General features: G+C 56.6%; 20 protein-coding genes, 1 other RNA gene and 1 pseudogene. 7 read left to right on the top strand and 15 right to left on the bottom strand.

What is annotated here, in order from left to right; translation table 11 throughout:
* Positions 1 to 6 precede the first annotated feature (6 nt).
* Entirely contained in the window at positions 7 to 483 is a 477-nt protein-coding gene (locus tag ACTG19_RS00870; RefSeq protein ID WP_113739428.1) for a hypothetical protein, read from the top strand.
* Here ACTG19_RS00870 and ACTG19_RS00865 read toward each other — a convergent pair.
* Positions 461 to 907: a hypothetical protein gene (locus tag ACTG19_RS00865; protein ID WP_113739427.1), complete on the bottom strand. Its 447-nt coding sequence runs from the start codon at positions 905 to 907 to the stop codon at positions 461 to 463. The two genes, ACTG19_RS00870 and ACTG19_RS00865, sit on opposite strands and share 23 nt — an antisense overlap.
* Positions 894 to 1,659, bottom strand: a pseudogene (locus tag ACTG19_RS00860) (hypothetical protein). The gene ACTG19_RS00865 and the pseudogene ACTG19_RS00860 overlap by 14 nt, the downstream one beginning before the upstream one ends.
* 157 nt (positions 1,660 to 1,816) lie before the next feature.
* Here ACTG19_RS00860 and ACTG19_RS00855 point away from each other — a divergent pair.
* Positions 1,817 to 2,662, top strand: coding sequence for a DUF1194 domain-containing protein (locus tag ACTG19_RS00855; RefSeq protein WP_113739425.1), 846 nt, complete (start codon positions 1,817 to 1,819; stop codon positions 2,660 to 2,662).
* Positions 2,663 to 2,756: 94 nt separating this feature from the next.
* On the opposite strand, the gene ACTG19_RS00850 is transcribed toward ACTG19_RS00855, so the two are convergent.
* From ACTG19_RS00850 to ACTG19_RS00835, 4 genes are all read right to left on the bottom strand, one after another.
* On the bottom strand, positions 2,757 to 3,836 hold the full coding sequence (locus tag ACTG19_RS00850; protein WP_113739424.1) for a hypothetical protein: 1,080 nt from the start codon (positions 3,834 to 3,836) through the stop codon (positions 2,757 to 2,759).
* A gap of 71 nt (positions 3,837 to 3,907) precedes the next feature.
* Positions 3,908 to 4,282 (bottom strand): hypothetical protein, encoded by a 375-nt coding sequence (locus ACTG19_RS00845; RefSeq protein ID WP_113739423.1) that lies wholly within the window; start codon positions 4,280 to 4,282, stop codon positions 3,908 to 3,910.
* A gap of 244 nt (positions 4,283 to 4,526) precedes the next feature.
* Positions 4,527 to 5,093: a hypothetical protein gene (locus ACTG19_RS00840; RefSeq protein ID WP_113739422.1), complete on the bottom strand. Its 567-nt coding sequence runs from the start codon at positions 5,091 to 5,093 to the stop codon at positions 4,527 to 4,529.
* A gap of 357 nt (positions 5,094 to 5,450) precedes the next feature.
* Positions 5,451 to 6,866 (bottom strand): GumC family protein, encoded by a 1,416-nt coding sequence (locus ACTG19_RS00835; protein ID WP_021230256.1) that lies wholly within the window; start codon positions 6,864 to 6,866, stop codon positions 5,451 to 5,453.
* Positions 6,867 to 7,023: 157 nt separating this feature from the next.
* Between ACTG19_RS00835 and ACTG19_RS00830 the strand changes: the two genes are divergently transcribed.
* Genes ACTG19_RS00830 through ACTG19_RS00820 form a run of 3 tightly spaced genes read left to right on the top strand, consistent with a single transcriptional unit; the run spans position 7,024 to position 9,996 of the window.
* The gene (locus ACTG19_RS00830) at positions 7,024 to 8,139 is read left to right on the top strand and encodes a glycosyltransferase (protein WP_439988583.1); all 1,116 of its coding nucleotides are present in this window, start codon (positions 7,024 to 7,026) and stop codon (positions 8,137 to 8,139) included.
* A gap of 31 nt (positions 8,140 to 8,170) precedes the next feature.
* Positions 8,171 to 9,364, top strand: a complete 1,194-nt coding sequence (locus tag ACTG19_RS00825; RefSeq protein ID WP_113739420.1) for a glycosyltransferase family 2 protein — start codon at positions 8,171 to 8,173, stop codon at positions 9,362 to 9,364.
* Entirely contained in the window at positions 9,361 to 9,996 is a 636-nt protein-coding gene (locus tag ACTG19_RS00820) for a sugar transferase (RefSeq protein ID WP_113739419.1), read from the top strand. The genes ACTG19_RS00825 and ACTG19_RS00820 overlap by 4 nt, the downstream gene beginning before the upstream one ends.
* Positions 9,997 to 10,189: 193 nt before the next feature.
* On the opposite strand, the gene ACTG19_RS00815 is transcribed toward ACTG19_RS00820, so the two are convergent.
* The 6 genes from ACTG19_RS00815 to ACTG19_RS00790 form a co-directional block, all read right to left on the bottom strand.
* Entirely contained in the window at positions 10,190 to 11,191 is a 1,002-nt protein-coding gene (locus ACTG19_RS00815; RefSeq protein WP_113739418.1) for a glycosyltransferase family 4 protein, read from the bottom strand.
* An 80-nt stretch (positions 11,192 to 11,271) separates the two neighbouring features.
* Positions 11,272 to 12,762 (bottom strand): SpoIIE family protein phosphatase, encoded by a 1,491-nt coding sequence (locus ACTG19_RS00810; protein WP_439988582.1) that lies wholly within the window; start codon positions 12,760 to 12,762, stop codon positions 11,272 to 11,274.
* A 23-nt stretch (positions 12,763 to 12,785) separates the two neighbouring features.
* Positions 12,786 to 13,454, bottom strand: coding sequence for a tyrosine-protein kinase family protein (locus ACTG19_RS00805; protein WP_005360129.1), 669 nt, complete (start codon positions 13,452 to 13,454; stop codon positions 12,786 to 12,788).
* A 1-nt stretch (position 13,455) separates the two neighbouring features.
* Complete coding sequence (locus ACTG19_RS00800) at positions 13,456 to 15,561, bottom strand: SLBB domain-containing protein (protein WP_005360128.1); 2,106 nt, start codon at positions 15,559 to 15,561, stop codon at positions 13,456 to 13,458.
* A gap of 18 nt (positions 15,562 to 15,579) precedes the next feature.
* Positions 15,580 to 15,996 carry a hypothetical protein gene (locus ACTG19_RS00795; RefSeq protein WP_139429626.1) on the bottom strand — a complete coding sequence of 139 codons (417 nt, stop codon included), beginning with the start codon at positions 15,994 to 15,996 and terminating at the stop codon, positions 15,580 to 15,582.
* Positions 15,993 to 16,343 (bottom strand): STAS domain-containing protein, encoded by a 351-nt coding sequence (locus ACTG19_RS00790; protein ID WP_005333409.1) that lies wholly within the window; start codon positions 16,341 to 16,343, stop codon positions 15,993 to 15,995. The genes ACTG19_RS00795 and ACTG19_RS00790 overlap by 4 nt, the downstream gene beginning before the upstream one ends.
* 339 nt (positions 16,344 to 16,682) lie before the next feature.
* Here ACTG19_RS00790 and ACTG19_RS00785 point away from each other — a divergent pair, with 339 nt between their 5' ends.
* Positions 16,683 to 17,174 carry a molybdopterin-dependent oxidoreductase gene (locus ACTG19_RS00785; protein WP_219264008.1) on the top strand — a complete coding sequence of 164 codons (492 nt, stop codon included), beginning with the start codon at positions 16,683 to 16,685 and terminating at the stop codon, positions 17,172 to 17,174.
* A gap of 8 nt (positions 17,175 to 17,182) precedes the next feature.
* Positions 17,183 to 19,009 carry an ATP-binding protein gene (locus tag ACTG19_RS00780; protein ID WP_368174108.1) on the top strand — a complete coding sequence of 609 codons (1,827 nt, stop codon included), beginning with the start codon at positions 17,183 to 17,185 and terminating at the stop codon, positions 19,007 to 19,009.
* Between the two features lie 335 nt (positions 19,010 to 19,344).
* Here ACTG19_RS00780 and ffs read toward each other — a convergent pair.
* From ffs to arcD, 3 genes are all read right to left on the bottom strand, one after another.
* Positions 19,345 to 19,441, bottom strand: an RNA gene (ffs, locus tag ACTG19_RS00775) — signal recognition particle sRNA small type.
* 102 nt (positions 19,442 to 19,543) lie between these two features.
* Positions 19,544 to 20,332, bottom strand: a complete 789-nt coding sequence (locus ACTG19_RS00770) for a sulfite exporter TauE/SafE family protein (protein WP_113739414.1) — start codon at positions 20,330 to 20,332, stop codon at positions 19,544 to 19,546.
* A 104-nt stretch (positions 20,333 to 20,436) separates the two neighbouring features.
* On the bottom strand, positions 20,437 to 21,873 hold the full coding sequence (gene arcD, locus ACTG19_RS00765) for an arginine-ornithine antiporter (protein ID WP_005336921.1): 1,437 nt from the start codon (positions 21,871 to 21,873) through the stop codon (positions 20,437 to 20,439).
* Positions 21,874 to 22,093 lie beyond the last annotated feature (220 nt).

The raw sequence follows: 22,093 nt of genomic DNA, 5'->3' as shown, positions 1-22,093 counted from the left end.
CTGCGTATGGCCAACCAGACTCCCCGCTCCACAGCCAAAGACAGCGCCCTGCGCCGCCTGTTGCCTCTGATGCTGCCGCTGCTGTTCCTCACCGGTTGCGCCCGTCAGGAGCCGGTCAATGAGACCCTGCCGATCCTCAACCAGTTGCGGGAACAACAGCTGGCCGAACAGCCCCAACTGCAACTGCAGTACCAGCAAGCGGAGACGCAACTGCCAGCGGATCAGGAGCAGCAGTTGCATCAGTTTTTGGGACGCAAGAATCCGGCCCGGATTGCGCTGGTAAGCGGCCCCGGGCTGCAAACCGACATGCTGGAGAGTGCGCGGATGGCGAGCGTGCGGCTGACCGCACTCACCCGCTTGCTGGGCTCTCGCGCCATTGAGCTGGAGCCCCGCTATGACCCCATGCTGGCCCCCAATACCTTGCTGATCCGCATCCTGCCAAACGGTGAACCGGGGGCTGTCACCCCATCGGCGGCGCAATAAGGTCAATGCAAGAAGTCGGAAAGGCCACCCGATAGAGGGGATAAGGGGCCAGCCCCCACAATTTGCGCCAACCCTGGGTCAGACGGTAAGAGAGCAGCGGCGGGCTCTGGTGCAGCTCGCCTAAAAACATCACCCCCTGACTCATCCCTTCACTCGCCAGCGTCACTGACATCGCCTCCCGATCAGGCGTCACCAGCATGGCCTGCAGCAGGCCGTCACAGCGGGGATGGGCCAGCTGATAGCTGACATAGGTGCCGCCCAATACCGGCGTAGCCACCCTCAAGCGCCAGCCCATCTGGACCAGCTCCAGCAGCATGGGCTTGGCTCCCTCGTTAACTGCCCGGTTCTGATAACGCCAGCCCATGGCGGCAGCACTGAGCAGCGCCACCAGCAACAGCAACAGATATCCCCTAGATAGATGCATCACGGCGTCCCCGGATAAAGAGGATGGTCATCACCAACAACATGATGGCCCACTGGTAGAGCTGGGCCAGCGAGCCGGTATGCAGCCAGCCGTACCAGCGCAGATCCAGACTCATCAGCACCAACCGCAGCTGATTGGCCCCGATATAGAGCAGACAAACCAGCAGCAACATGGGCCACTGCCGGTAGAGGGGCCGATCCGGCGCCAGCCAGGAGCAGGAGACCAGCCAGGAGAGCATCACCAGATAGAGCTGAAAACGAGGAGCACCCCTTGAGCACAATCAGGGCATGGCCTCCCAGCCGCTCGATGCGATTGCCATCAAGGCGAGTCTCCCAGCCCAGCAGCTGCAACCACTGGCCCACACCCCAGGCGTCAAGCGCCAGCACAGGGCCGGAGAGCAACGCAAACACCTGCTGCCCCCACAACACCGCCACGGTAAAGGCGAGCACAATCTGCAATACCGCCCGCTCATCGCCACTCTGATGACGGCGCCATAGCGAGGCCACCAGCAACAGACAGGCCAGCGCCTTGCAGCTGGCGCTGGGGATCAGGATCAGCAGGATAAAGAGGGAGAGCGCCAGTGGATGCGGGCGCCAGCTCGGTGCAACCCGCGATGCAATTTGCCACCAGATAGCAATCAGCAACACCACCAGCAGGTTGAAGTGACCCATATTGAGCCACACCATGCCCCACTGATTGGCCAAACCAAGTAGCAGCCAGTTAGGTGCCCACTGCCAGGGACGGATCTCCATCGCAACTCCTGCCGGTTATCAGCGCTTTTGACCGCTGTCGCAAGTTCCATGCCTGCCCGCTCTCACCCGGACCAAGCCAAGTCAGAGGATGCAACAAAGCTGGCACGCTTTATTCATTCCCCCTGCTGGCACTAGCGCCAGGGAGAAGGAGTGAGCAATGAAACTCAAACCGTTGGCAGGGCTGCTGGGGATGTTGTTGGTAACCTCCCCCGCATACGCCTTGACCGAAGTCGATACCGAACTGCAGCTGCTGATGGATGTGTCGGGCAGTGTCAGTTCATCGGAATTCAATCTGCAATTACAGGGCTATGTGGACGCCTTTTACAGTCAGGATGTACAAAGCGCCATCCTCGACACCAGTGGCGGCAAACTCGGGTCCATCGCCGTACAGATGATCATGTGGAGCAGTAGCAACCAGCAGAGCGTGATGACTGACTGGTTCCACCTCTACGACATGACCTCCATCAACAACTTCGCCGCCACCCTGGATGCCCTGGTACGCCCCTATGCGGGGATGACGGCCCCCGGTTCGGCCATGGCCTTTGGTGCCCAGCAGTTTGATACCAACAACTACACCGCCGCCCGCCAGGTGATGGATGTGTCGGGTGACGGTATCCAGAACAACGGGCTGGATACCTCTACCGTGCGGGATCAACTGCTCGCCTCCGGCATTGATACCATCAACGGCATCACCATAGGTCAGGACTATGCCGATGGGGTGCTACAAGAGTGGTATGTGGAGAACGTGGCGGGCGGTCAGGATGCGTTTGTTATCAATGCCACCACCTTCGCCGACTTTGGCAATGCGCTGGAGCTCAAACTGGCGGCCGAAATTGAGGGAGGCATTATTCCGGAAGGTGCACTGGCCGCCCCCATCGAGGAGATCCCGCTGGCCGCCCAGCTGCTGCTCGGTATGCCGCTACTGCTGGCCTGGCGCTATCAGCGCCGTAACCAAGGACGCCTGCAGCCCGCCAACGGGCAACTGGCACCCGCCATTGGCTGATTTATCACCCCGTGTGTCGCGATTAGGGAGCTATGGCTCCCTGATTTCTATCTGTATGTACGTATATTTTGCATACAACATCAGATTTTATCGTTTAATTGACTTGTATTTCTCCACTGTGTTTTATGCCAGTTAGTGATTCATATTTCCTGATTAATTCATCTCTATATGAAGGGGACCATCCTCCTGAATTATACGCTCTTTCAAAATATTTATCTGGCTGAGCAGTGATTTCCTCTAAATAGAGAACTATATCTTGTGGGAGGAAATCTCTAAAGCTATCTAAGCAACCCGTTTGTTGTACCTGAATTGACTTTCTCAGCACCAAATTGAATACTTTGTCTCCACTAGCGAACATACTCTCTTGCTCGGACTCACGTTCAGTCCACATTCTGAAGTAACGATTCAAGTTATATAAGTCCCATGTCATATTAAATGCACTACGTTGTTTTGAACATGGATCATCTGACACTTTATATTTCATCATTCTCTTCATGGGCGTTTCACTGAAATAAATAGAGGCAAAAGTAATACCCACTAGAGATAACATAAACTCAGTAATCATCCACTCAACCACTTTTTTCAGCTTATCCAGTCGGCTAATATTTGGAATGTGAGACACATAGATAATATACAAAACAATTAAATATAGTGAATCCCACTCACGTAGGCGCCTATATTTAGTGAGATTGCTCCTGATAAAAGGTATATCCATAACATAAGAATCTGCAGGAGTAATCGTGTCTATCTCACCCAATGCAAAATCTATTATTGACGAGTTATTTATATTGTTAATACGATGAAATAATTCCAAGTCAGACAAAACTTCATCAAGAACTTCAGCATCATTTCTATAGTTTATTTTTTCATATACTGCATAAGTTGGGTCTAACTCAATCTCTGCAAATTGACAAAAAGCAACAAGTGCAATTGCGTCACGAAACTCTTGCTTAGGTTTATTTTTCTTAAATGCATTCAAAATGAACTGATAGACATTTAAATCAAGATGTATAGTGTAAGTAACGGCATTTATTTGTTTATTATATATATAGTTAGAGACATTATATACCTCTAAATCATCAACCAAGTTGAAATTATGAACAATCCAGTCTCTACCAATCAATTTCTTGATAATGCTTTCTAAATATTCAGGAAAAGTATATAAAACTTCCATTCCAAACTATCCATTTAGTCAAATAATCCCAAAGGCCACAGATCGACTGACTAGCGAAGCCGTAATCTAACCTACGAACTTACAACACGGAATAATAGCCCGTCAGGATTCATAGACTGAATCTCACAACAGAAATCATACTTTTGTTCATAGTCAATTTCTATGCGCCAGCTTTTAATTTTTGCCTTATTAATCTTTACGAAAGATGACATGCCTTTCCGAATGTGTTCATCTATAAAGGAAAAGGATTCTACATTCTTAAAACTTTGCTCCTTACAATGAACAGCATCCAAAATCTGATTTTCACTTGCAGGCTTTAGCTTAGCTCTAAAAATAGCCACCCCCTCTTTAAGTTCTACTTCTGCCGCTTCGGCACCGATCGTATCAGCACCGTATTCATGGTTTAGCTCTAAGTGAAAATATCCCTTCCTGAGACTTTTTCTCATGACTTTCCTTTAGTTTTATGCGTGAAAATTAGGGTAGCAGCTTCGATTGGCGAAGCTTGAATGAACATTTTCGATATTTGTATAAAACATACATCTAACTAACCATAATCCACCTACTTCGCCCCCGAAATCTTTCCTCTAACATGCAACCAAAATAACTAAACAGAGCATAGTTACCACATTAGTTATTGATTTCATTGTGAGTGTCCGATTACACCTATCGGCTAATCGAACTTATAATCTCTCACTGCTGAAATAAGTTAACAACTATTAACCAATAGAACTTTCTTTTAGCCTTAAATTTTGAGTCGAAATCATACATTTCCTCCATACCAAAAACTTGTGTTTTACCAGTCATATCCACTGTTTTAATATTTTTACACCAAGCTTGATGATAGCCGTGCGAAGTTTGGATAGAAAAAAACAGTTTTCTTATGCCCTTTGGTAAATTCTTCCCGGAAATACGAATGTCGGTATGACCATTTGCTCCTATTTCAAAGGTATCATTGTTCATAAATAAACTATCCGAAAGGGATAATGTCTCCATATATTCTGGCTTCTGATTGTTCTTTTTCTCAACTATGTATAAAGCCTTAACATGACAAAATGTCGACTTTATGATTACAGGGTATGACTTCCTATTCTTTATAACAAGAATATATGTGCTCTCAGCTGTTTTATTGTGGACAACTAATCGTTCAATTGTTAAAGGCTTTTGAGAATTTTTAAACCAACTCCACAAGACAGTAATAATTGCAATTAATGCTGCTGTAGAAGATAATGCATCTACGAAATATTTATAATTCTCCATACCTCTCCTTGAAAGCCAACATTAATTAGTTGAAAAACGTAACTAACACTTTAATATCGCCTTCTATATAACTCCGCCCTACCACTCGTCATCACAACCAATTTAATCATTTAAAAATTTCTGAATTACCAACCAACTTATGATTTATCAGTGTATTATCAACTTCTTAAGTCAGCTCCACTTGTACCACTGGATAAAACCACAGTCAACAAACGGAATTTGAAAATGAAGTCTATCTCCTCTTTTATGGACATGCCGCGATGTTTACTCCGCTATTTGCATGATATAAAAAAGGCCTCATTACGAGGCCTAATCAGACATATTCCGGTTCCTGCTGGCAGCCCGCTTTTACGGCAATCACCCCGGTTCTGGTGACAAGGGCAACACCTGCCCATCCAGCGCATGATCACTATTGGATGGATAGTCCGGCACCGGCTCGCAGTAGGGAATGCGGCTTAGCACCGGCGCCTTGACCAGGGCGGCCAGCTGATCGGAGCGGCGCAGGCTGGCATCCGCCAGTTCGGCCACCAGCGCCAGACCGCAGCCCAGCCCCAACCCGCCAACAATGCCCGCCAGCAAAAACAGCCAGAGCGGGTAGTTGCTCGGCTTGCTGGGGGCAAAGGGTTTGTCGATCACCTTGATCCGCTCCCCCTGCTCGAAGTTGCCCAGATCGCCGGTCACCTTGGCCTTCTCATAGCGCAGCAGCAAATCCTGATAGAGGGTGCGCTTGACCGCCAGATCCCGCTCCAGCTCGGCGAGCTGGCGCTCGGTATCTCCCTGGGAGTCGACCACCTTGTCCAGCCCATCCAGCTGACTCTTCAAGCCGGCGGCGTTTTGCTCCGCCTCCGTCAGCTGCGTCTGGGCCAGCTGCCACTCGGGCCCACGGGCCATATCCGGTTGGGATTTGAGCTGCTCGAACTCCTGCTGCAACTGGTCAATCTGATAGCGCAAACTCTGCACCTTGCTGTGCTCGTCGCTGTAGCGGGCCCGCAGCAACACCAGCTCGGTGCGCATCAGCTGGAGCTTCTCATCCAGTTGGCGGGCCAGCTGGCTCTCCTGCCCCAGTGATAGCTGATCGACCCGGGCCTTAGCCTGCTGCAAGGTGATCAGGCTCTCGGCGTAACGCTCCTGCAAACCATAGAGACGGGCGACGTTGGTACTCTGCTGCTGGGGCAAGGCGCTGGCATGCTCCCGTTTAAAATCGGCGAGCAGCTGCTCAGCCGCTTGCAGTTCGCTGCGGCGGCTGTCGAGCTGGCTTTGCAGGAAACGTTCGGACGATTCCGCCGACTGGCGCCCCTTGCTGAGCAGGTTGAAGAAAAAGCGCCGCGAAATGGCTTCGAGCAAACCGGCGCTGTTGGCCGCCGAATCCGCTTTGACCTTTATCTCGATCACCTCATCACCGATCAGCCGCAGCGAGACGGCACTCGAGAGCCAGTCCATGATGGCATCGCGCTGAGCTGGCGGGGTCTCGTCATTGACCAGACCGCGATCCCGCGCCACCCCGTCCAGTACATAACGGCTGCGCAGCAGGGCTTCGAGCACCGCAAAGCGATCCTTGAGACTCTCCTGAGTGATCAGATCCTTGAGGGTCGGGGTCTGGTTGGCATCTTGCGGCACCATAAAGGTGGTGCGGCTCTCATACTCCTTGGGGGTGAGCAGGCCAACCGTGACGCCCACCAGCGGCATCACCAGTACCGGGATCACCAGCAGATAGCGACGGCGCCAGGCGGCAAAGAGAATGATGTAGAGGTTGTAATAGAACTGGACAGGCATGGCATCACTCCCTGAGAAAGGCCCTCCCCCCGCACGATGCAAAGGCAGTGCCACCAGAGGAGCTGATCGCCTCTGTGAGCAGATCGCAAGAGTGGTACAAGATTCGCATTCTCCCGCTATCCGGGGTGTCACCCCTTCCCTTGCCGGAGCGCGAACCATGTTGTCATCAACCCCGTCGCACAGACCCTATCCCCGCAGAAGCTCCATCGTTCAAATAGTGCAGCACCTGCAGCCCGGCGGGCTGGAGACCATGGTGCTCAACCTCACGCAGGCGAGCCCCGCCGAGCAACCGGTGCATATCATCTCCCTCGAAGGGCGCAAAGGGGATGTGCTAAGGGCGTGGCCCGCCCTGCGTCCCTTCGCAGGCAATATTCACTGTCTGGAAAAGCCCGCGGGCTGGTCGCTGGCGACCCTCTGGCGGCTCACCCGACTGCTGCGCCAACTCAAGCCCGTCGCGGTACATACCCACCATCTGGGGCCCATGCTCTATGGCGGTCTGGCCAGCCGGCTGGCCCGGGTGCCCACCCTGGTACACACAGAGCACGATGCCTGGTATCTCGATGATCTCCATCAGCGCACGCTGGCCCTGTGGGGGCTGCGCGCCTTCAAACCCATTCTGGTGGCCGATGCCAAGCCGGTGGCCAACCAGCTGCTGGCCAAGCTGGGCCAGTTGTCGCCAACCGTGATCCCCAACGGCATCGATGAGCAGCGCTTTGCCCCGGGCGCCGCCGCCCTCGCCCGTCAGGAGATGGGATTGCCGCAAGGGGTCAAACTGATTGGCTGCGCCGCCCGCCTTGAGTCGGTCAAGGGGCATACCTTGCTGCTGGAGGCGGTCCGCACCCTGCCGGAGGAGGTGCATCTTGCGTTGGCAGGGGTCGGCAGTTTGCAAAATGCGTTGCAACAACAGTGTCAGCAGCTGGGGATCGCCCATCGCGTCCATTTTCTGGGGCTGGTCGAAAACATGCCGCGCTTCTATCAGGGGCTGGATCTCTTCTGCCTCCCCTCACTGGCGGAGGGGATGCCGCTTTGTGTGCTGGAAGCACAGGCGTGCGGGGTGCCGGTGGTGATGAGCGATGTGGGGGCGGCCAGAGAGATCGTCTGTCAGGCCAGCGGCCATATCCTGTCGGAGCGGGATCCCGACCGCCTTGCCCAGCTTCTGGCACAAGGGTTGCTGCACTGCCATAGCCTGCGTGCCGTCACCCGAGAGTTTGTGTGCCAGCAAAGCAGCTTGAGCCGGATGGCTCAGGCCTATCAGCAGCTTTACAGCCGCTGATCAAGCGACCCGATGACCAGAGGAGCATCCCATGGAATGGATCATGATCGTGTTCTGGCTGTGCGCTGTACTGGTGGTCTACCACCATGTCGGCTATCCCCTGCTGCTCAAATTCGGTGGTCGGCAGGCGCGCAAGGTAGCCAATCCGCCCCGCCCTCTGGATCGAGGGTTCAAAACAGACGCCGCCGATGAGGCGCTGCCGACCATCACTTTGCTGATGCCGGTCTACAACGAGGCGGCGACCATCGCGGCCAAGCTGCAAAACCTCGCCAGCCTCGATTACCCCGCCGACAAGCTGTGGGTGCATGTGCATTTCGACGGCTGCAGCGACAACAGCTACCCCATTGCGCTGAGCCAGCTCGGTGATCCCGCCCTGCAGCAGTTGCAGATCAGGCTATTTGATCACCCCCGCAATCGCGGCAAGGTCGCCGTGCTCAATGAGGCCATGACCCGGGTACACAGCGATCTGGTGGCCCTCACCGATGTCTCGGCCCTGCTGCCCATCGACAGCCTGCTGCTGGCGGTCGCCCATTTTGCCGATCCCAAGGTAGGGGTGGTCGGGGAAGCATACCGCTTCTGGCAACCGGGCTCCCAGGGCGAGGAGAGTTACTGGCACTATCAAAGCCAGATCAAGCTCTGCGAATCGGCTCTTGGCGGCATGCTGGGGGCCCACGGGGCCTTTTACATGATGCGCAGGGAGTGCCTCACCCCGCTGGCTGCCGATACCATCAACGACGATTTCATCCTGCCGATGCAGGCCATCGCCAAGGGGTATCGGGCGGTCTATGACAATCGCTGCGCCGCACTGGAGCTGGAAATTTCGGATGCCGCGCTGGAGGCGACACGACGCAAGCGGATCGGCGCTGGCAACACCCAGCAGCTGCTGCGGTTGCTGCCCCTGCTGCACCCCAAGTTCGGCTGGGTTGCCTTCAACTTTGCCAGTGGCAAGGGGCTGCGGGTACTGATGCCACTCTGCCTGACCCTGCTGTGGCTCTGCGCCATCCCGCTGGCCACCCAATCCCTGCTATTTCAGCTGCTGCTGGGGCTGCAACTGCTGGGGTATCTGCTGGTCATCTTGATCCAGCTGACCCCTGTGCACCCCTGGCCCAATCTGTTTCGCAAGATCCACTATCTGGTACTCGGACACTGGTACAACGGCATGGGCACCCTGCGCTACTGCCTGCGCGCCCCCATACGTTTCATGTCACAGGAGAAAGCCGTATGACACACCCCATTCCAAGATTGACCCTGGTGGTCAAACGCAGCATGGATCTGCTCGGTGCCACTCTTGGCCTGCTGCTGACGCTGCCACTGTGGCCGCTGATCATGTTGGCCATCCGGCTCGATAGCCCGGGTCCGGTGTTCTTTCGTCAGCTGCGGATCGGGCGCAGCCACGCTACCCATACCGAGCTCTTTTTCATGATCAAGTTTCGCACCATGCGCGCCGACGCCGAGGCGGGCACCGGGCCGATCTGGTGTGGCAAGGGGGACTGCCGGATCACCCGCAGCGGCGACTTTCTGCGCAAAACCCGGCTCGATGAGCTGCCGCAGTTTATCAATGTGCTCAAGGGGGAGATGTCGCTGATCGGCCCCCGGCCGGAGCGACCCGGGATCGCCAACCGGCTGGAAGATGCGGTGCCGTACTTTATCGAACGCACCTATGAAGTGGCCCCCGGTATTACCGGTCTGGCACAGGTCAATCAGGGTTACGACGAGTCGCTGGATGATGTGCGCAGCAAGCTGGCGTTCGATCTGGCCTACTCGGTCGCCCTGCTCCACCCCTGGCGTTGGCTGGTGCAGGATGTGCATATCATCGGCAAGACGATTGCCATCATGGTTGGCAAGAAGGGGCGCTAATCCCGCCGCATCAACCTCAACCACATATCAACGCCCATCAGGCCATTGCTACTGCAATGGCCTTTTTTATGGCGCATCCTTGTGGCACATCAATGGTGATCACAGAAGCAATCCGCCCCCTGCTCCCCCTAACACCGGCACAGAAAAAAACGAGTGGCCAGCGGCCACTCGTTTTGACAGGTTTCTCCGTGATTCAGGCGCCGTAGACAGCCAGAATATCGGTCACTCTGTTGTTGACGCTGTACCCGCGGGCTATGGTGTTGCGGGCCGCCTGACTCATTTTGCTGCGCACCACCCCATCGCTGCGCAGCCAGTAGTTGACCAGCTCCGCCATATCCCTCACATGGCCGGGCTCCACCAGCCAGCCATTGGATTTATGGTCGATCAGATTGACCAGGCCCCCCACTGCAAAGGTACAAACCGGTATGCCGTGGGCCATCGCCTCCAGGGCCACCAGCGGCAACCCTTCAAAGCGGGAAGTGATGCAGAGCAGGTCGATGTTGTGCCACTCATTGGCCATGTTCTGGAAACCATGAAGCTGGACGCGATCACCATACTGCTGCAACAAGGCACTTTTCATGGGGCCATCCCCGTAGAGATGAAACGCACCCTCCGGGCAGAAGGCTGAGAGCTGGCAGAACGCCTCCGGCCCCTTTTCCGGCGAGAGGCGGCCGACAAAGGCAATCCGGTTGCCAGTTACCGTAGCCGGCGTCGCAGGCATGGGGACAAAGTTGCTGATCACCGTGCTTGGCACAGGCAATTTGCGAGCGATGGGCTCGCTTACTGCAATACACTTCGCAAAACGCGCTGTAGTGCGATCCAGCCAGCTGTAAAACTTCAGCAATCCCTCCCCGTCATCCCCGCTGTGAAAAGTCGAGACCACCGATTTACCGGTGAACCAGGCTGTCAGCCGCCCCAGCACCCCGGCCTTGTAGCCGTGGGTATGGATCAGCACAGAAGCAGGCTGGCGGGCCAGACGGCGCATAAAATCGCGGCTGTTTTGGCACACCTCGTAGGGCAAGCCCTGTTGTTTGAGCAGGGTCGTAAACGGGGTCATGCCGTGGTTGCTCACCAGCACTATGGTGGGGCGAAATCCCCTGGCCAGCAGATCGTTGGCGAGATGGATAATGTGAACTTCAATTCCACCGACCTGACGCGCATCGATAGCCAGCCAGATCTGCTGCATGGGTAACATAAGGCCCTCCTCCCGTGGCTCCATGCCACCTGAAATGAGGCGCTGCATAGAGCGGGCCAGTCAGGCAAAGCGGGGCAGGATCAGGCGCCGGGACAGGCGACCAGCAAGAGGGTCATGTCATCGAGGGCGGCATCATTGATGCGCTCATCAAACCAGCGGGCAATGCGATGAGCCAGTTGCTCAAGACCGGGCCCCGAAGTCAGGCAGATCTCCTTGAGCTGCGACTCCCAGCGTTGGCGCTCTTCTGCATCACGGCTATCGAGCAGACCGTCGGTCCAGAACAGCAGGATCTCGCCGGGCTTGAGCTGACGCTCATTGGTCACGAAGTGGGGATCCGGGCGCAAACCGGGCAAGGGGCCGGTCACGCCGACCTGACGGATGGCACCGGGCCCGACCAGCCAGGGCGCCGGGTGGCCCGCGCTGGCCCACTGTACCCGCCCCTCGTTGCCGAGTTCAATGCAGAGGGTGGTGAGCAGGGTAGCCCCGAGGAGCGGATCACTGTGAACCGCATTGGACAAGATGGTCAGCAAGCGGGCGGGGGCGCGCTCCAGATCGTGCGCCGTCAGCAAGCCGCGCAGATAACCGGCATAGGCATGGGCGAAGAACTTGGCTTCCGCATCGTGGCCCATCACATCTCCGAGCCACAGCACCCGATCCTTGACCAGCAGAAAGTCACCGCCCCCCACTGTGGCCGCGCGTGTTTGCAACGCCAGCTGGTATCCCCCTATGGAGGTGGCGGGCAATAACGGGCGCAGCGCCGAGGTCATGCGCTGATCCAGCTGCTCGCCCCATTGCGACTTGAGCTGCTGCGAGCGTTGCAACACCCGCGAAACCGCCAGCAACAGGTCCTTCTTGGTGATGGGTTTAACCAGAAAGTCATCGATCCCCAGCGCCCCCGCCCGACTCTGGGTCCACTGATCCTGATGACCGGTCAGGAAGATAAAGGGCACCCCCTTCATCTTGGGATCCTTCATCAACTGCTGGCGCAGCCCAAAGCCATCGATCCCTTCCATCTCGATATCGGAGAGCACCAGCGCGGGGGGTTGCTTCCCGAGCGCCAGCAGGGCGGCATGGGAGTCGGCATAACTTTCAACTCGGTAGTGCTCATGAAGGTAGGCGGTGAGCAAGGCACGCATCACCTTGTCATCGTCGATCACCGCGATCACCGGCAGTTGGTTGACCGGGCCCTGCTGGCGAAGGGTCACGCGATTGCGATCACCGTCGCGAGAGAAGTGCACCTCGGCAAACAGTTGGTGCACCAGCGCCAGCCCGTATCCCCCCTCCTGCAGCTCATCGGGTAACGGCGCACTGGCAAGACCGGGTTGCGGGCCGCCATCATCCTCCAGTATCAGACTCAAGCCCGTTTCATCCTCTTTCAGCGTGAGCCAGAGCCGGGTCGCGGGAGGAGCTGTGTGTTTGACGCTATTGGTGGCCAGCTCACTGAAACAGAGCAGCCAGTTGGCTTGATCCTTTGGGGAGACCTGAAACAGGGAGAGTCCCTGCGCCAGCCGGTTGCGCAGTTCGCGCACCGACTGCAGGGTTGCCGGAGCAGATCGCAACCAGTCATCCATATCGGGCCTCCATCAGCGGGCGATCAGATCCGGAAATTGAGCAAGGCACTGCGCCGGCACCAGCGCTTGAGCCATTCGGTCACCCGGTTGCTGGGCAGCCGGTTGAGCTCGCGCAGGATCTCGCTGGCCAGCCCCGGGTTGAGTTTGTCGTTATAGACAGCGCCAATCAGATTGGCCTCGGCACGGGTCAGTTTATCCACCGCACTTTGTACCACGGTCGTCGGGGTCACCCCCGCCAGTACCACCAGCAGCGCCCCTTCACAGGCCCCACACACCTGATCGGCCGGAATATTGCCCCGATTGAGAGCGGTGAGCGGCGAGGTATCGAAGATCACCACATCGTAATGCTCCAGCCAGCGAACCAGCAGCTGACGCAAGGTATCCTTGTTGCGAAAAGCCATCAGATCCTTGCCCGGCGCCGGGAGCAAGGACAAGGAGCGGCCAGTGGCCACCGGCTCGGGCACATCATTGGGCCCCCAGGCAACCGCCGTGGCGCGGCCGGGGTGATAGAGATTGAGATCCACCAGCAGGGTGCGTAGCCCATCCGCCTCCGAGCGCCTCGCCAGCGCATCGCAGATGGAGCTCACCCCCTCTCCTCCTTCCGACGAGGTGACCGCCAGCGAGCGGATCCCCCGGGCGACCGTCGCCGCGTAGAGGGATTCGAGCTCCAGATATTGAATGGGGATGCTCATATCAAAGCGTCCCGACCAGGGCCACCACCGAGATCGTGGTCAGGATGTCGCGCATGCCATCCATGAAGATGGCCCAGTTGCTGCTTTTGCTATCAGGGATAAAGACGGTGTCCCCTGCGCGCAGCACCGGTAACTGGCTAAAGTCGGGCTCTTTGGCAAAGCCGTCGAGATCGAAGCTGCGGGCCTGATCCCCCTGACCACTGGTGGCCATGTTGATCACCACAATCTTCTTGATATAGGCGCTGCTGGTCGGGCCCCCTGCCTCGGCCAGCAGATCCAGCAGGGTCATGGAGGAGTCAAAACGGTAGCGACCGGGACGGGCAATCGCCCCCAACACCCGAATGGTGTTCTCCTTGGGCTCATCGAGCCAGGGGCGATTCTTCTCCGGCAGGTAGATGGAGTCGCCGGGCAGCACCTTGGGCAGCAAGGTTTCATCGCCGGTTTCAAAGTAGAGAGCAAGGTCGAGCTTGCTGACCCGCGCAGTGCTGCCACTGCGATGGGCGATGCGCACATTGCGCAGATCCGCCGCCGCAGTCGGACCATCGGCGGCCGACAGGATGTCGATAAAGCCCATCTGCTCATTGAAGGCATAGCGACCGGGGGCTCCGACCTGACCGAAGATATAGATGGAACTGTCCGGTGACTGGCGCACCCACTGGGATTTGTTGTCACTGGGATCGGTGGGCAGCTCGGGGATCATGATGGTGAATCCGGCCCGGATCTTCGGCAGGCTGGCCAGCGCCCCCCCCTGATGAAGGAACTTGTCGAGATCAAACAGGGTTGGCGTGGCCTGCCCCCCTTCGGCGGTCAGGATCTGCACCTTGGCGATATCGGCCCGCTCGTTGGGGCCACCGGCGTGGGCGATCAGATCCAGCAACGACATTTCGTCAGACCATTCATAACGCCCCGGGATCCGCACCGCCCCCATCACCATCACCGCCCGCCCGGGTGCCACTTTCAACCAGGACTTCTCGTTGATATCGGTCTTTTCCGGCACAAAGATGGCATCACCGGGTTTGACTTGGGGCAGCGCCTTTTGCATCCCTTCGGTATAGGCCTGCAAGTCGATGGGTTCGATCGTGCCATCGGTGCGCAGCAAACGGATCTGGCGACTCTCGGCATAGCGGGTCGGGCCGCCGGCATTGGCCAGAATATCGAGGAAGGAGTCCCCTTCCCGCCCCTCATAGGCGCCGGGTTTGAACACCTCGCCCATGATGTAGATGGTGCGTGCCCCCCGTTTTATCTGCTCTTCATCCTTGGGCACGAAGATGGTGGCGCCCGGCGCCAGATTGGGCAGCAACTTGTTGTTGCCGGAGTCGAGATAGGCTTTGAGATCGAACAGCTCGGGAGCATCACCATTGATCACCCGGATCCGCTCCACCCCGGCAAAGCGGGTCACCCCACCGGCTCGCATCAGCAGATCCACGATGGAGTTGCCGCTCTTGAAACTGAAGGCGCCAGGGCTGTTGACCTCGCCAAATACCTTGATCGCCTTACCGGTATCGCCATCCCCGCCTGCCGCCAGGGTTGCCGCATCAAAATCTATTTGCACGTTGCCGATCAGCGGAGAGGCGGGTACGAACACCACATCAAGGGATTGCAATGGCGGCAACACGCTGGCATCGCCGGTATCGAGATAACGCTTGTAGTCGAAGCTAGAGACCGTGCTGCCACGCCGCACCTGCATATTGTTGAGCTGAGCACCGGGCACCAGACCGCCAGCGGCATCGAGGGCCATCTGCACGTTGCCATCGGGCGCCAGATCATAACTGCCGGGTTTTTTGACATAGCCCATCACGCTGATCAGCAGCCGCTTCTCCAGCAAGGTGACGGTCAATTGAGAGAGGTTGTTGTAAACAGGTTTGAGGGCGGTGCGGATCAGTTCATCCGCCTGTTGCAGGGTCTTTCCCCCCACCACGACGTTGCCAACTTCAGGCAGTGCAATCTCCCCCTGCTTGTTGATCTGGAAAGGCTGATCAAAAGCAGGCTCACCGGGTTGCACTATGGCCAACCGATCACCGGGAGCCAACAAGGTGGAGGCCAGTAACGGGCAGGTGAACAACAGCAAGAGAACACAGATCAATCCTTCGAGAGCGCCCCGTTTCATAGACATCCTTTTCGTCTGTTACGTCTGCCCCCATTGGCGTAAGGGGAGCCCTGACCAATCAGCACGACAGCCATCCGCTGTTGTCTGTTGCAGCCGCAAACGTACTTGTTGTAGTGATTGTGCCAGCACGGTCTGACGCCAGGCTACATCCGACCAGAGCCGTCCGTGCATATCCCGTTCGATATCAATACGTTGAGATTGTAGTCGTTTCAACTCGGCAGGCATACACCCCTGCAGACTCGCTTGCTTTAATTCCGTCAGCAGCAAGTCGAGTTCCTTCTGACGCTCATCATAACGAGACCAGGCCCGCCGTTCATCCTCATTGACCGGAATACGGGTAGGTCTTGCCTCTGCCATGCCGCCATACCCCTCCGGCGGCCACTGCGCACAACCCGACAGCAGAATGGACGAGAGCAGGATACCAAAGCGTTTCATGATGCCGCGGCCATCATGCCACGGGAACGCATATAGGCCTTGATGCTCTCATGGCAGGGGATCACCCGGTCGATATGCAGCATCTCCAGCAGGTCATGAGGTTGACCGGGTCCACAGACAAGGGCCATCTGATGCCCGTTCATAATCAATCTTTTATAGAGAAATACCAAGGCTCCGATCCCCGACGAGTCGATAAAATGAACATCGCTGATATCGGCCAGGATATCTCCCGGGTGGGTCGAGAGGGTTTCAAACAACGGGCGGAGCTCACTGACGGCCATCGCGTCAAACTCGTTTTCCAGTACCACTACCTGGATATCATTAAGGGTGTAAGTCATGCTTTCCATCGCTAGCTCCTTGTCGATTCTCAGACTATTTGCTGTCACGGCATTCAGCACGTTGCAAATGTTATGCCGGGCAGTGCCACGGCACTTGTTCTCCAAATGATACTCTTTGTGCCTTATTCACCGACACCCACTCCTCGTTTTGATTGCCAAATTGCAATTAACCTCCCCCGCACGTTGCAAACTGCAATTCACCTTGGCCGAGATCGCCAGATAACAGGCTAAATGGCTGATAATTCAAGCCCATTAGACTGGGCCCGATTATTGCTTGCCTTTGGACACACCTCACAAGCCACCGTTGGCTCGGCCCCCCATGCCGCCATTTTCCAGGAAGGAGAGATCATGAAAACAGGCCTTTACATCGCACCACTGTTGGCAGCCCTTTGCGGCACCGCATACGCAGCCCCCTCCCCTGACAGCGCCGTGTTGAAGGTTGAAGGCGCCATCAGCAGCCCCACTCATCAGGCTCTGGCCCTGTGGGACAGCGCCATGCTGGATCAACTGCCGGTACACGAAATCAAAACCCATACCCCCTGGTATGACGAAGCCAAGACTTTTCGCGGCCCGCTGCTGCAAGATGTATTGGCCAAGGTCGGGGCAACCGGCAAACAGCTCACCATTACCGCGCTCAATGACTACTCGGTACAGGTGCCGACAAGCGATGCCGAGCAGTATCGGGTCATCCTCGCCCGCACGATCAATGGCAAGCCACTGTCGGTGCGTGACAAAGGGCCGCTGTTCCTTGTCTATCCGTTTGATCAATATCCCGAACTGCAAAACAAGCTCTATTACGGTCGGGCTATCTGGCAGATCAGCGCGATAAAAGTGGAGTAAATCCCATCATGCGTTCCATGGCGGCCAGTCAACGTTTCTTGTTTGTGGTGCTCTGCGTGCTGCTCCTTGCCTTTGCCGGTATTGGTACCATTCAGTACCGGCAATTTCAGGATCTGCAGCGCAGTACCAGCCAAGGCGAAGACAACGTGATGTGGAACTATTTCCAGCTCTATAACGAAGCACTGCGTTTTCAAAGCTCACTGCTCCATGAGTCGCAACCGACCTTCCAGCTCAGATACGATATTCTGGTCAGCCGCATGGATCTGGTGCTGGAGAGCAAGGATCGCAGCCTGCTTCAGCAAACAGAAATATATCAGCAGGCAAGCAAAGCCATTCGATCCTACATCTCTCTGGCGGATATCTGGCTCGGCCCGGAAGCCACCAAGCCGCTCGACAATCTTGCCCATCAGGAGCTGCGCCAACAGCTTGCCTCCCTGCTCCCCCTGCTCCATCAGCTGACTCTGGAGGTGAACCAGCAGGCGACCCTGTTTGATGTGGCGCGTCGCGACAGCGTGAGGGAGCAGATCATCACGACGACACTCATCGCGACCCTGCAATTTGCGCTGCTCTTTGTGCTCGCCCTGCTGATCTGGCGGCAAATGAATATCTCGTTTCTGCAACACAAACTGATGCAGCAGCTCAATGACAAACTGCTGCGGGCAAATCAGGCGGCAGAGGCAGGCACAAGAGCCAAAAGCAGCTTTTTGGCCAACATGAGCCATGAAATTCGCACACCCATGAATGGCATTCTCGGCATGCTTTCCCTGCTGGCCGACCGGGATATGGATCCGAGGGAGCGAGACTATCTGGAGACGGCGCGGGAATCGGCAAACCATCTGCTCGGTCTGCTCAACGACATTCTGGATGTATCCAAGCTGGAAGAGGGCAAGATCGAGCTGCAACTGGCCCCCCATCACTTGCCCCAGCTGCTGGAGGATATCCGGGCCCTGATGCAAAGCAACTGTGATGCGAAAGGGATCAAACTGACCCTGACTGTTGCCCCCGATACGCCGGAGTGGTTGATGATCGACCCGCTGAGAGTGCGCCAGATCCTCTTCAATCTGGTGAGCAATGCCATCAAATTCACCCATCAGGGAGAGGTCAATATTCGCGTTGATAGCACCCTGTTGGAGCAGGATCGCCACTCGATACGCATCTCGATCCAGGACACCGGGATCGGCATGAGCAAAAGTCAGCTAAAGAACCTGTTTCAACGTTTCGCCCAGGCGGATGTCTCGATCACCCGCCAATATGGCGGATCGGGCCTGGGACTTGAAATATCCCGTAACCTCGCACGCCTGATGGGCGGCGATATCTCGGTAGAGAGCAGCGAGGGGCATGGCAGTACTTTTACCTACATCTGGCCCGCCAGAGCCACGACCCCCTCGATTGTTTGCCTGCCGTCCAAGCCGCTGGATCAGGAGAGCTATCGCATCTTGCTGGTTGATGACAATGCCACCAACCGCAAGGTGATCGGCGCCATGCTCGACTCCGTGGGCCATCAGGTCACACTGGCCGTTCAGGGAGAAGAGGCGCTGGAGAAACTGGGTCACACCGAATTTGATCTGGTGTTGATGGATGTCCAGATGCCAGTGATGGATGGCCTGGTGGCCACCACCCGGATCCGCACCTCCCAGATGCCTTGGGCAGATATCCCCATCATCGCCCTGACGGCGGATGCGATGCCGGAATCCAAGCAATACTATCTTTCCCATGGCATGAACGGGTATATCACCAAGCCCATCAATAAAGAGACGCTACTGAGCGAGATAAACAGACATATTTCCCATGGGCGGCTCAAATACAACGCAGCCATGCGTGTCACCAAGCAATAACCCCCCCCCTGATTCCGGGCTACTGATTGCTCATGTGGGGCAACATTGACCTCTGCAGGCAACTGAATGGGCTTGGGTCTGAAACGCATACAGGCAAGCAAACAGCTTGGTCACCTTGTTGCATGCACAAAGTTTGTCTCGGGTATGCAGGGATTTTTGGATCTATTTGCGGCGACCAGGGGAGCGTGGTGACTTTCCGGTAATACCAGATGCCGTGGGGACTGAGCCAGAGATTCACAGAGAAGACTCCTGATTCATCCAAACAAAGTGGATTACCAAGAGGTCTGAAGGGGGCTATTAGCTGTAACTTATTGAATTGCAGAAACAAGTGGTGGCCCTACCAGCCACATCCCGGCACTCGAGTCCCCCGCCTTGGCTGCTACCTTCCGGTCCTGACCAGGTCGACGGGTTATCAATGCGAGAGGACCAATAGGACCACCGGCGAAGAGAATAGGCAAACTGGGCGTTCAATGCAACGGCTTTCTACCCTCCAACAGATCGTTTGCCTTATTTTTCAACAATCTGCCGAATGAATCAGCTAAACAGCATAAATTTCGCCCCCACCAGCAGCATCAGCAGAGCAAATGCCTGCTTGAGGCGTCTTGGTGACAATCGGTGTGCCAGCTTGGCACCAAGGCGGGCAAACTGGGTACTGGTCAGCACAATGCCCAGCAGGGCGGGCAGATAGATGTAGCCCACACTCCACTCGGGCAGATCGGCATGATCCCAACCCGCATAGAGGTAGCTGAGGCTCCCCGCCAGCGCGATGGGTATGCTGCAGGCTGCAGAGGCCGCTACCGCATTGCGCATTGGCACCGAGTTCCAGCTCAGATAAGGGACAGTGAGCGAGCCACCGCCAATACCAAACAGGGCTGACATCCAGCCAATGATGGTACCGGCAATGCCTGTGCCGAGCGGCCCCGGCATATGGCGCTCCGCTTTGGGTTTAAGGTTGAGCGCCATCTGTAGCGCCATGCTCCAGGCGAAGCAGCCGATGATGATATTGAGGGTGCTGGTGCTGAGCAGATTGGCGGTCATGCCGCCGAGCCAACCCCCGATCAGCATGCCGGCGCCGAGTCGGCGGATCATCACCCAATCGACGGCGCCCGCTTCCTGATGTGCTCTAAGCGAGCTGAATCCGGTAAAGATCATGGTGGGCAACGAGGTGCCGAGGGCCAGATGGGTAATTATTTCAGGGTCGATGCCCTGGGCGCGAAAGGTCATGACCAGCACGGGGACAATGATCAATCCACCGCCAATCCCGAACAGCCCTGCCAGCATGCCGGCAAAGGCGCCCAGCAGGAGGTAACCCATAAACAGCATAAAAATTCCTGTGTTAAACAAAAACTGGCCAACACGGCCGGGCAACAGTGGATATCTGCATGAAAAAAAGAGATGGCGCGAGGGCCATCTCTTCATTGTGCCGGTTAGTGCAGTGGAATGGTACCGTCCATCACCTTGTAGAAGGCCAGCACGGCACAGCCAAGCAGGGCCGCCGTCATCCCCTGCTCCAACCGGTTAAGGCCGCGCAGACCGTGATGCTGACGCGCCTTCCAGTAGATGAAGATGCCCGGACTATAGAGCAGCGCCACCAGCAACAGGTACTCCACACCGGCAGCGTATACCAGCCAGCAGCCGTAAACCGTCGCCACCAAGGCCAGCAGCAGGTCACGCTTGCGCTGATGAGGTTGACCCTGATAGGTCTCCCCTTTCAATGCCAGCTTCAGGCCATAAGCGCCCGAAAAGACGTAAGGCACCAGCGCCGCCGAGGTTGCGATGTTGACCAGCGCCAGATAGGTGCTGCTCTGGAAGTAGATGATGATCAGGAAGATCTGCACCAGACAGGTAGAGCACCAGAGGGACACCTGCGGCGAGCCGTTCTTGTTCTCCTTGGCAAACCAGCCCGGGAACACACCGGTCTTGCCCGCGATGTAGGGCACTTCAGCGGCCAGCACGGTCCAGCTGAGCAGAGCACCCATCACCGACACCACCAGACCGATGTTGATAAGCCAGGCGCCCCAGGGGCCGACCACGGCTTCGAGGATCATGGCGGTCGAAGGGTTCTTGAGCGCCGCCAGTTGCGGCTGGCTCATGACACCCAGCGAGAACAGGGTCACCATCACATAGAGTGTCAAGGCGCCGAGCAGCGCCAGCACGGTGGCACGGCCCACATCCTTGCGATGACGGGCACGGGCAGAGACCACCACGGCCCCTTCAATCCCGATAAAGACCCAGAGGGTCACCTTCATGGTGGACTTGACTTGATCCATCACGGAGCCCAGCTCCATGTTGTTCTGGCCCCAGATATCCAGAGTGAAGGTATCCATGTTGAAGGCCAGCAGGATCGCGACACAGAAGACGATGAGCGGCACCATCTTGGCGATGGTGGTGACGATATTCACCAGCGCAGCGACCTGCACCCCGCGCAGCACCAGCGCATGCACCGACCAGATCAGGATGGAGGCCAGCGTGATGGCCACCGGCGTATTGCCGTCACCGAAGATGACGTTGTCAGGCGTATCGAAGAAGTAGCTCAGGGCGCTGAACACTACGATGGCGTAGGAGACGTTGGCCAGCAGTTGGCAGAGCCAGTAACCCCAGGCGGCGTTGAAACCGATGAAATCGCCGAAACCGGCCTTGGCATAGCTGAAGATACCGCCATCGAGATCGGGGCGGCGCATGGAGAGGTTCTGATAGACTAGCGCGAGACAGATCATGCCAAGACCGGTGATGGCCCAACCCAGGGCGACCGCCCCGGCACTGGCATGCGCAGCAATGTTTTGTGGCAGACTGAAGACCCCGGCGCCGACCATGGAGCCGATCACCAGCGAAATGAGGGCGCCCAGCCCTAGTTTCTTGTCCATTTCAATCCTGTTTATTTAGGCGGCGGCAGAGCGTCCGTATTCATACTGCGCGCAATATGGGAGGGGCTGGGAATCCTGACCCCGTGAAAAAGGCGGCAACTATATTGCATGACTATTCCGACCGCAATCCCTCGTCCCGTCAATCATGCACCGCCTTGACCGCGCGCAATTTTACAGCACTGACCCATATGGCCTGTGAGCTGGCTCAAATTAACCAAGA

Source organism: Aeromonas sp. 3P, assembly GCF_051919745.1.
Lineage (GTDB): Bacteria > Pseudomonadota > Gammaproteobacteria > Enterobacterales > Aeromonadaceae > Aeromonas > Aeromonas veronii.
This window is presented reverse-complemented; position numbering and strand designations above follow the sequence as displayed.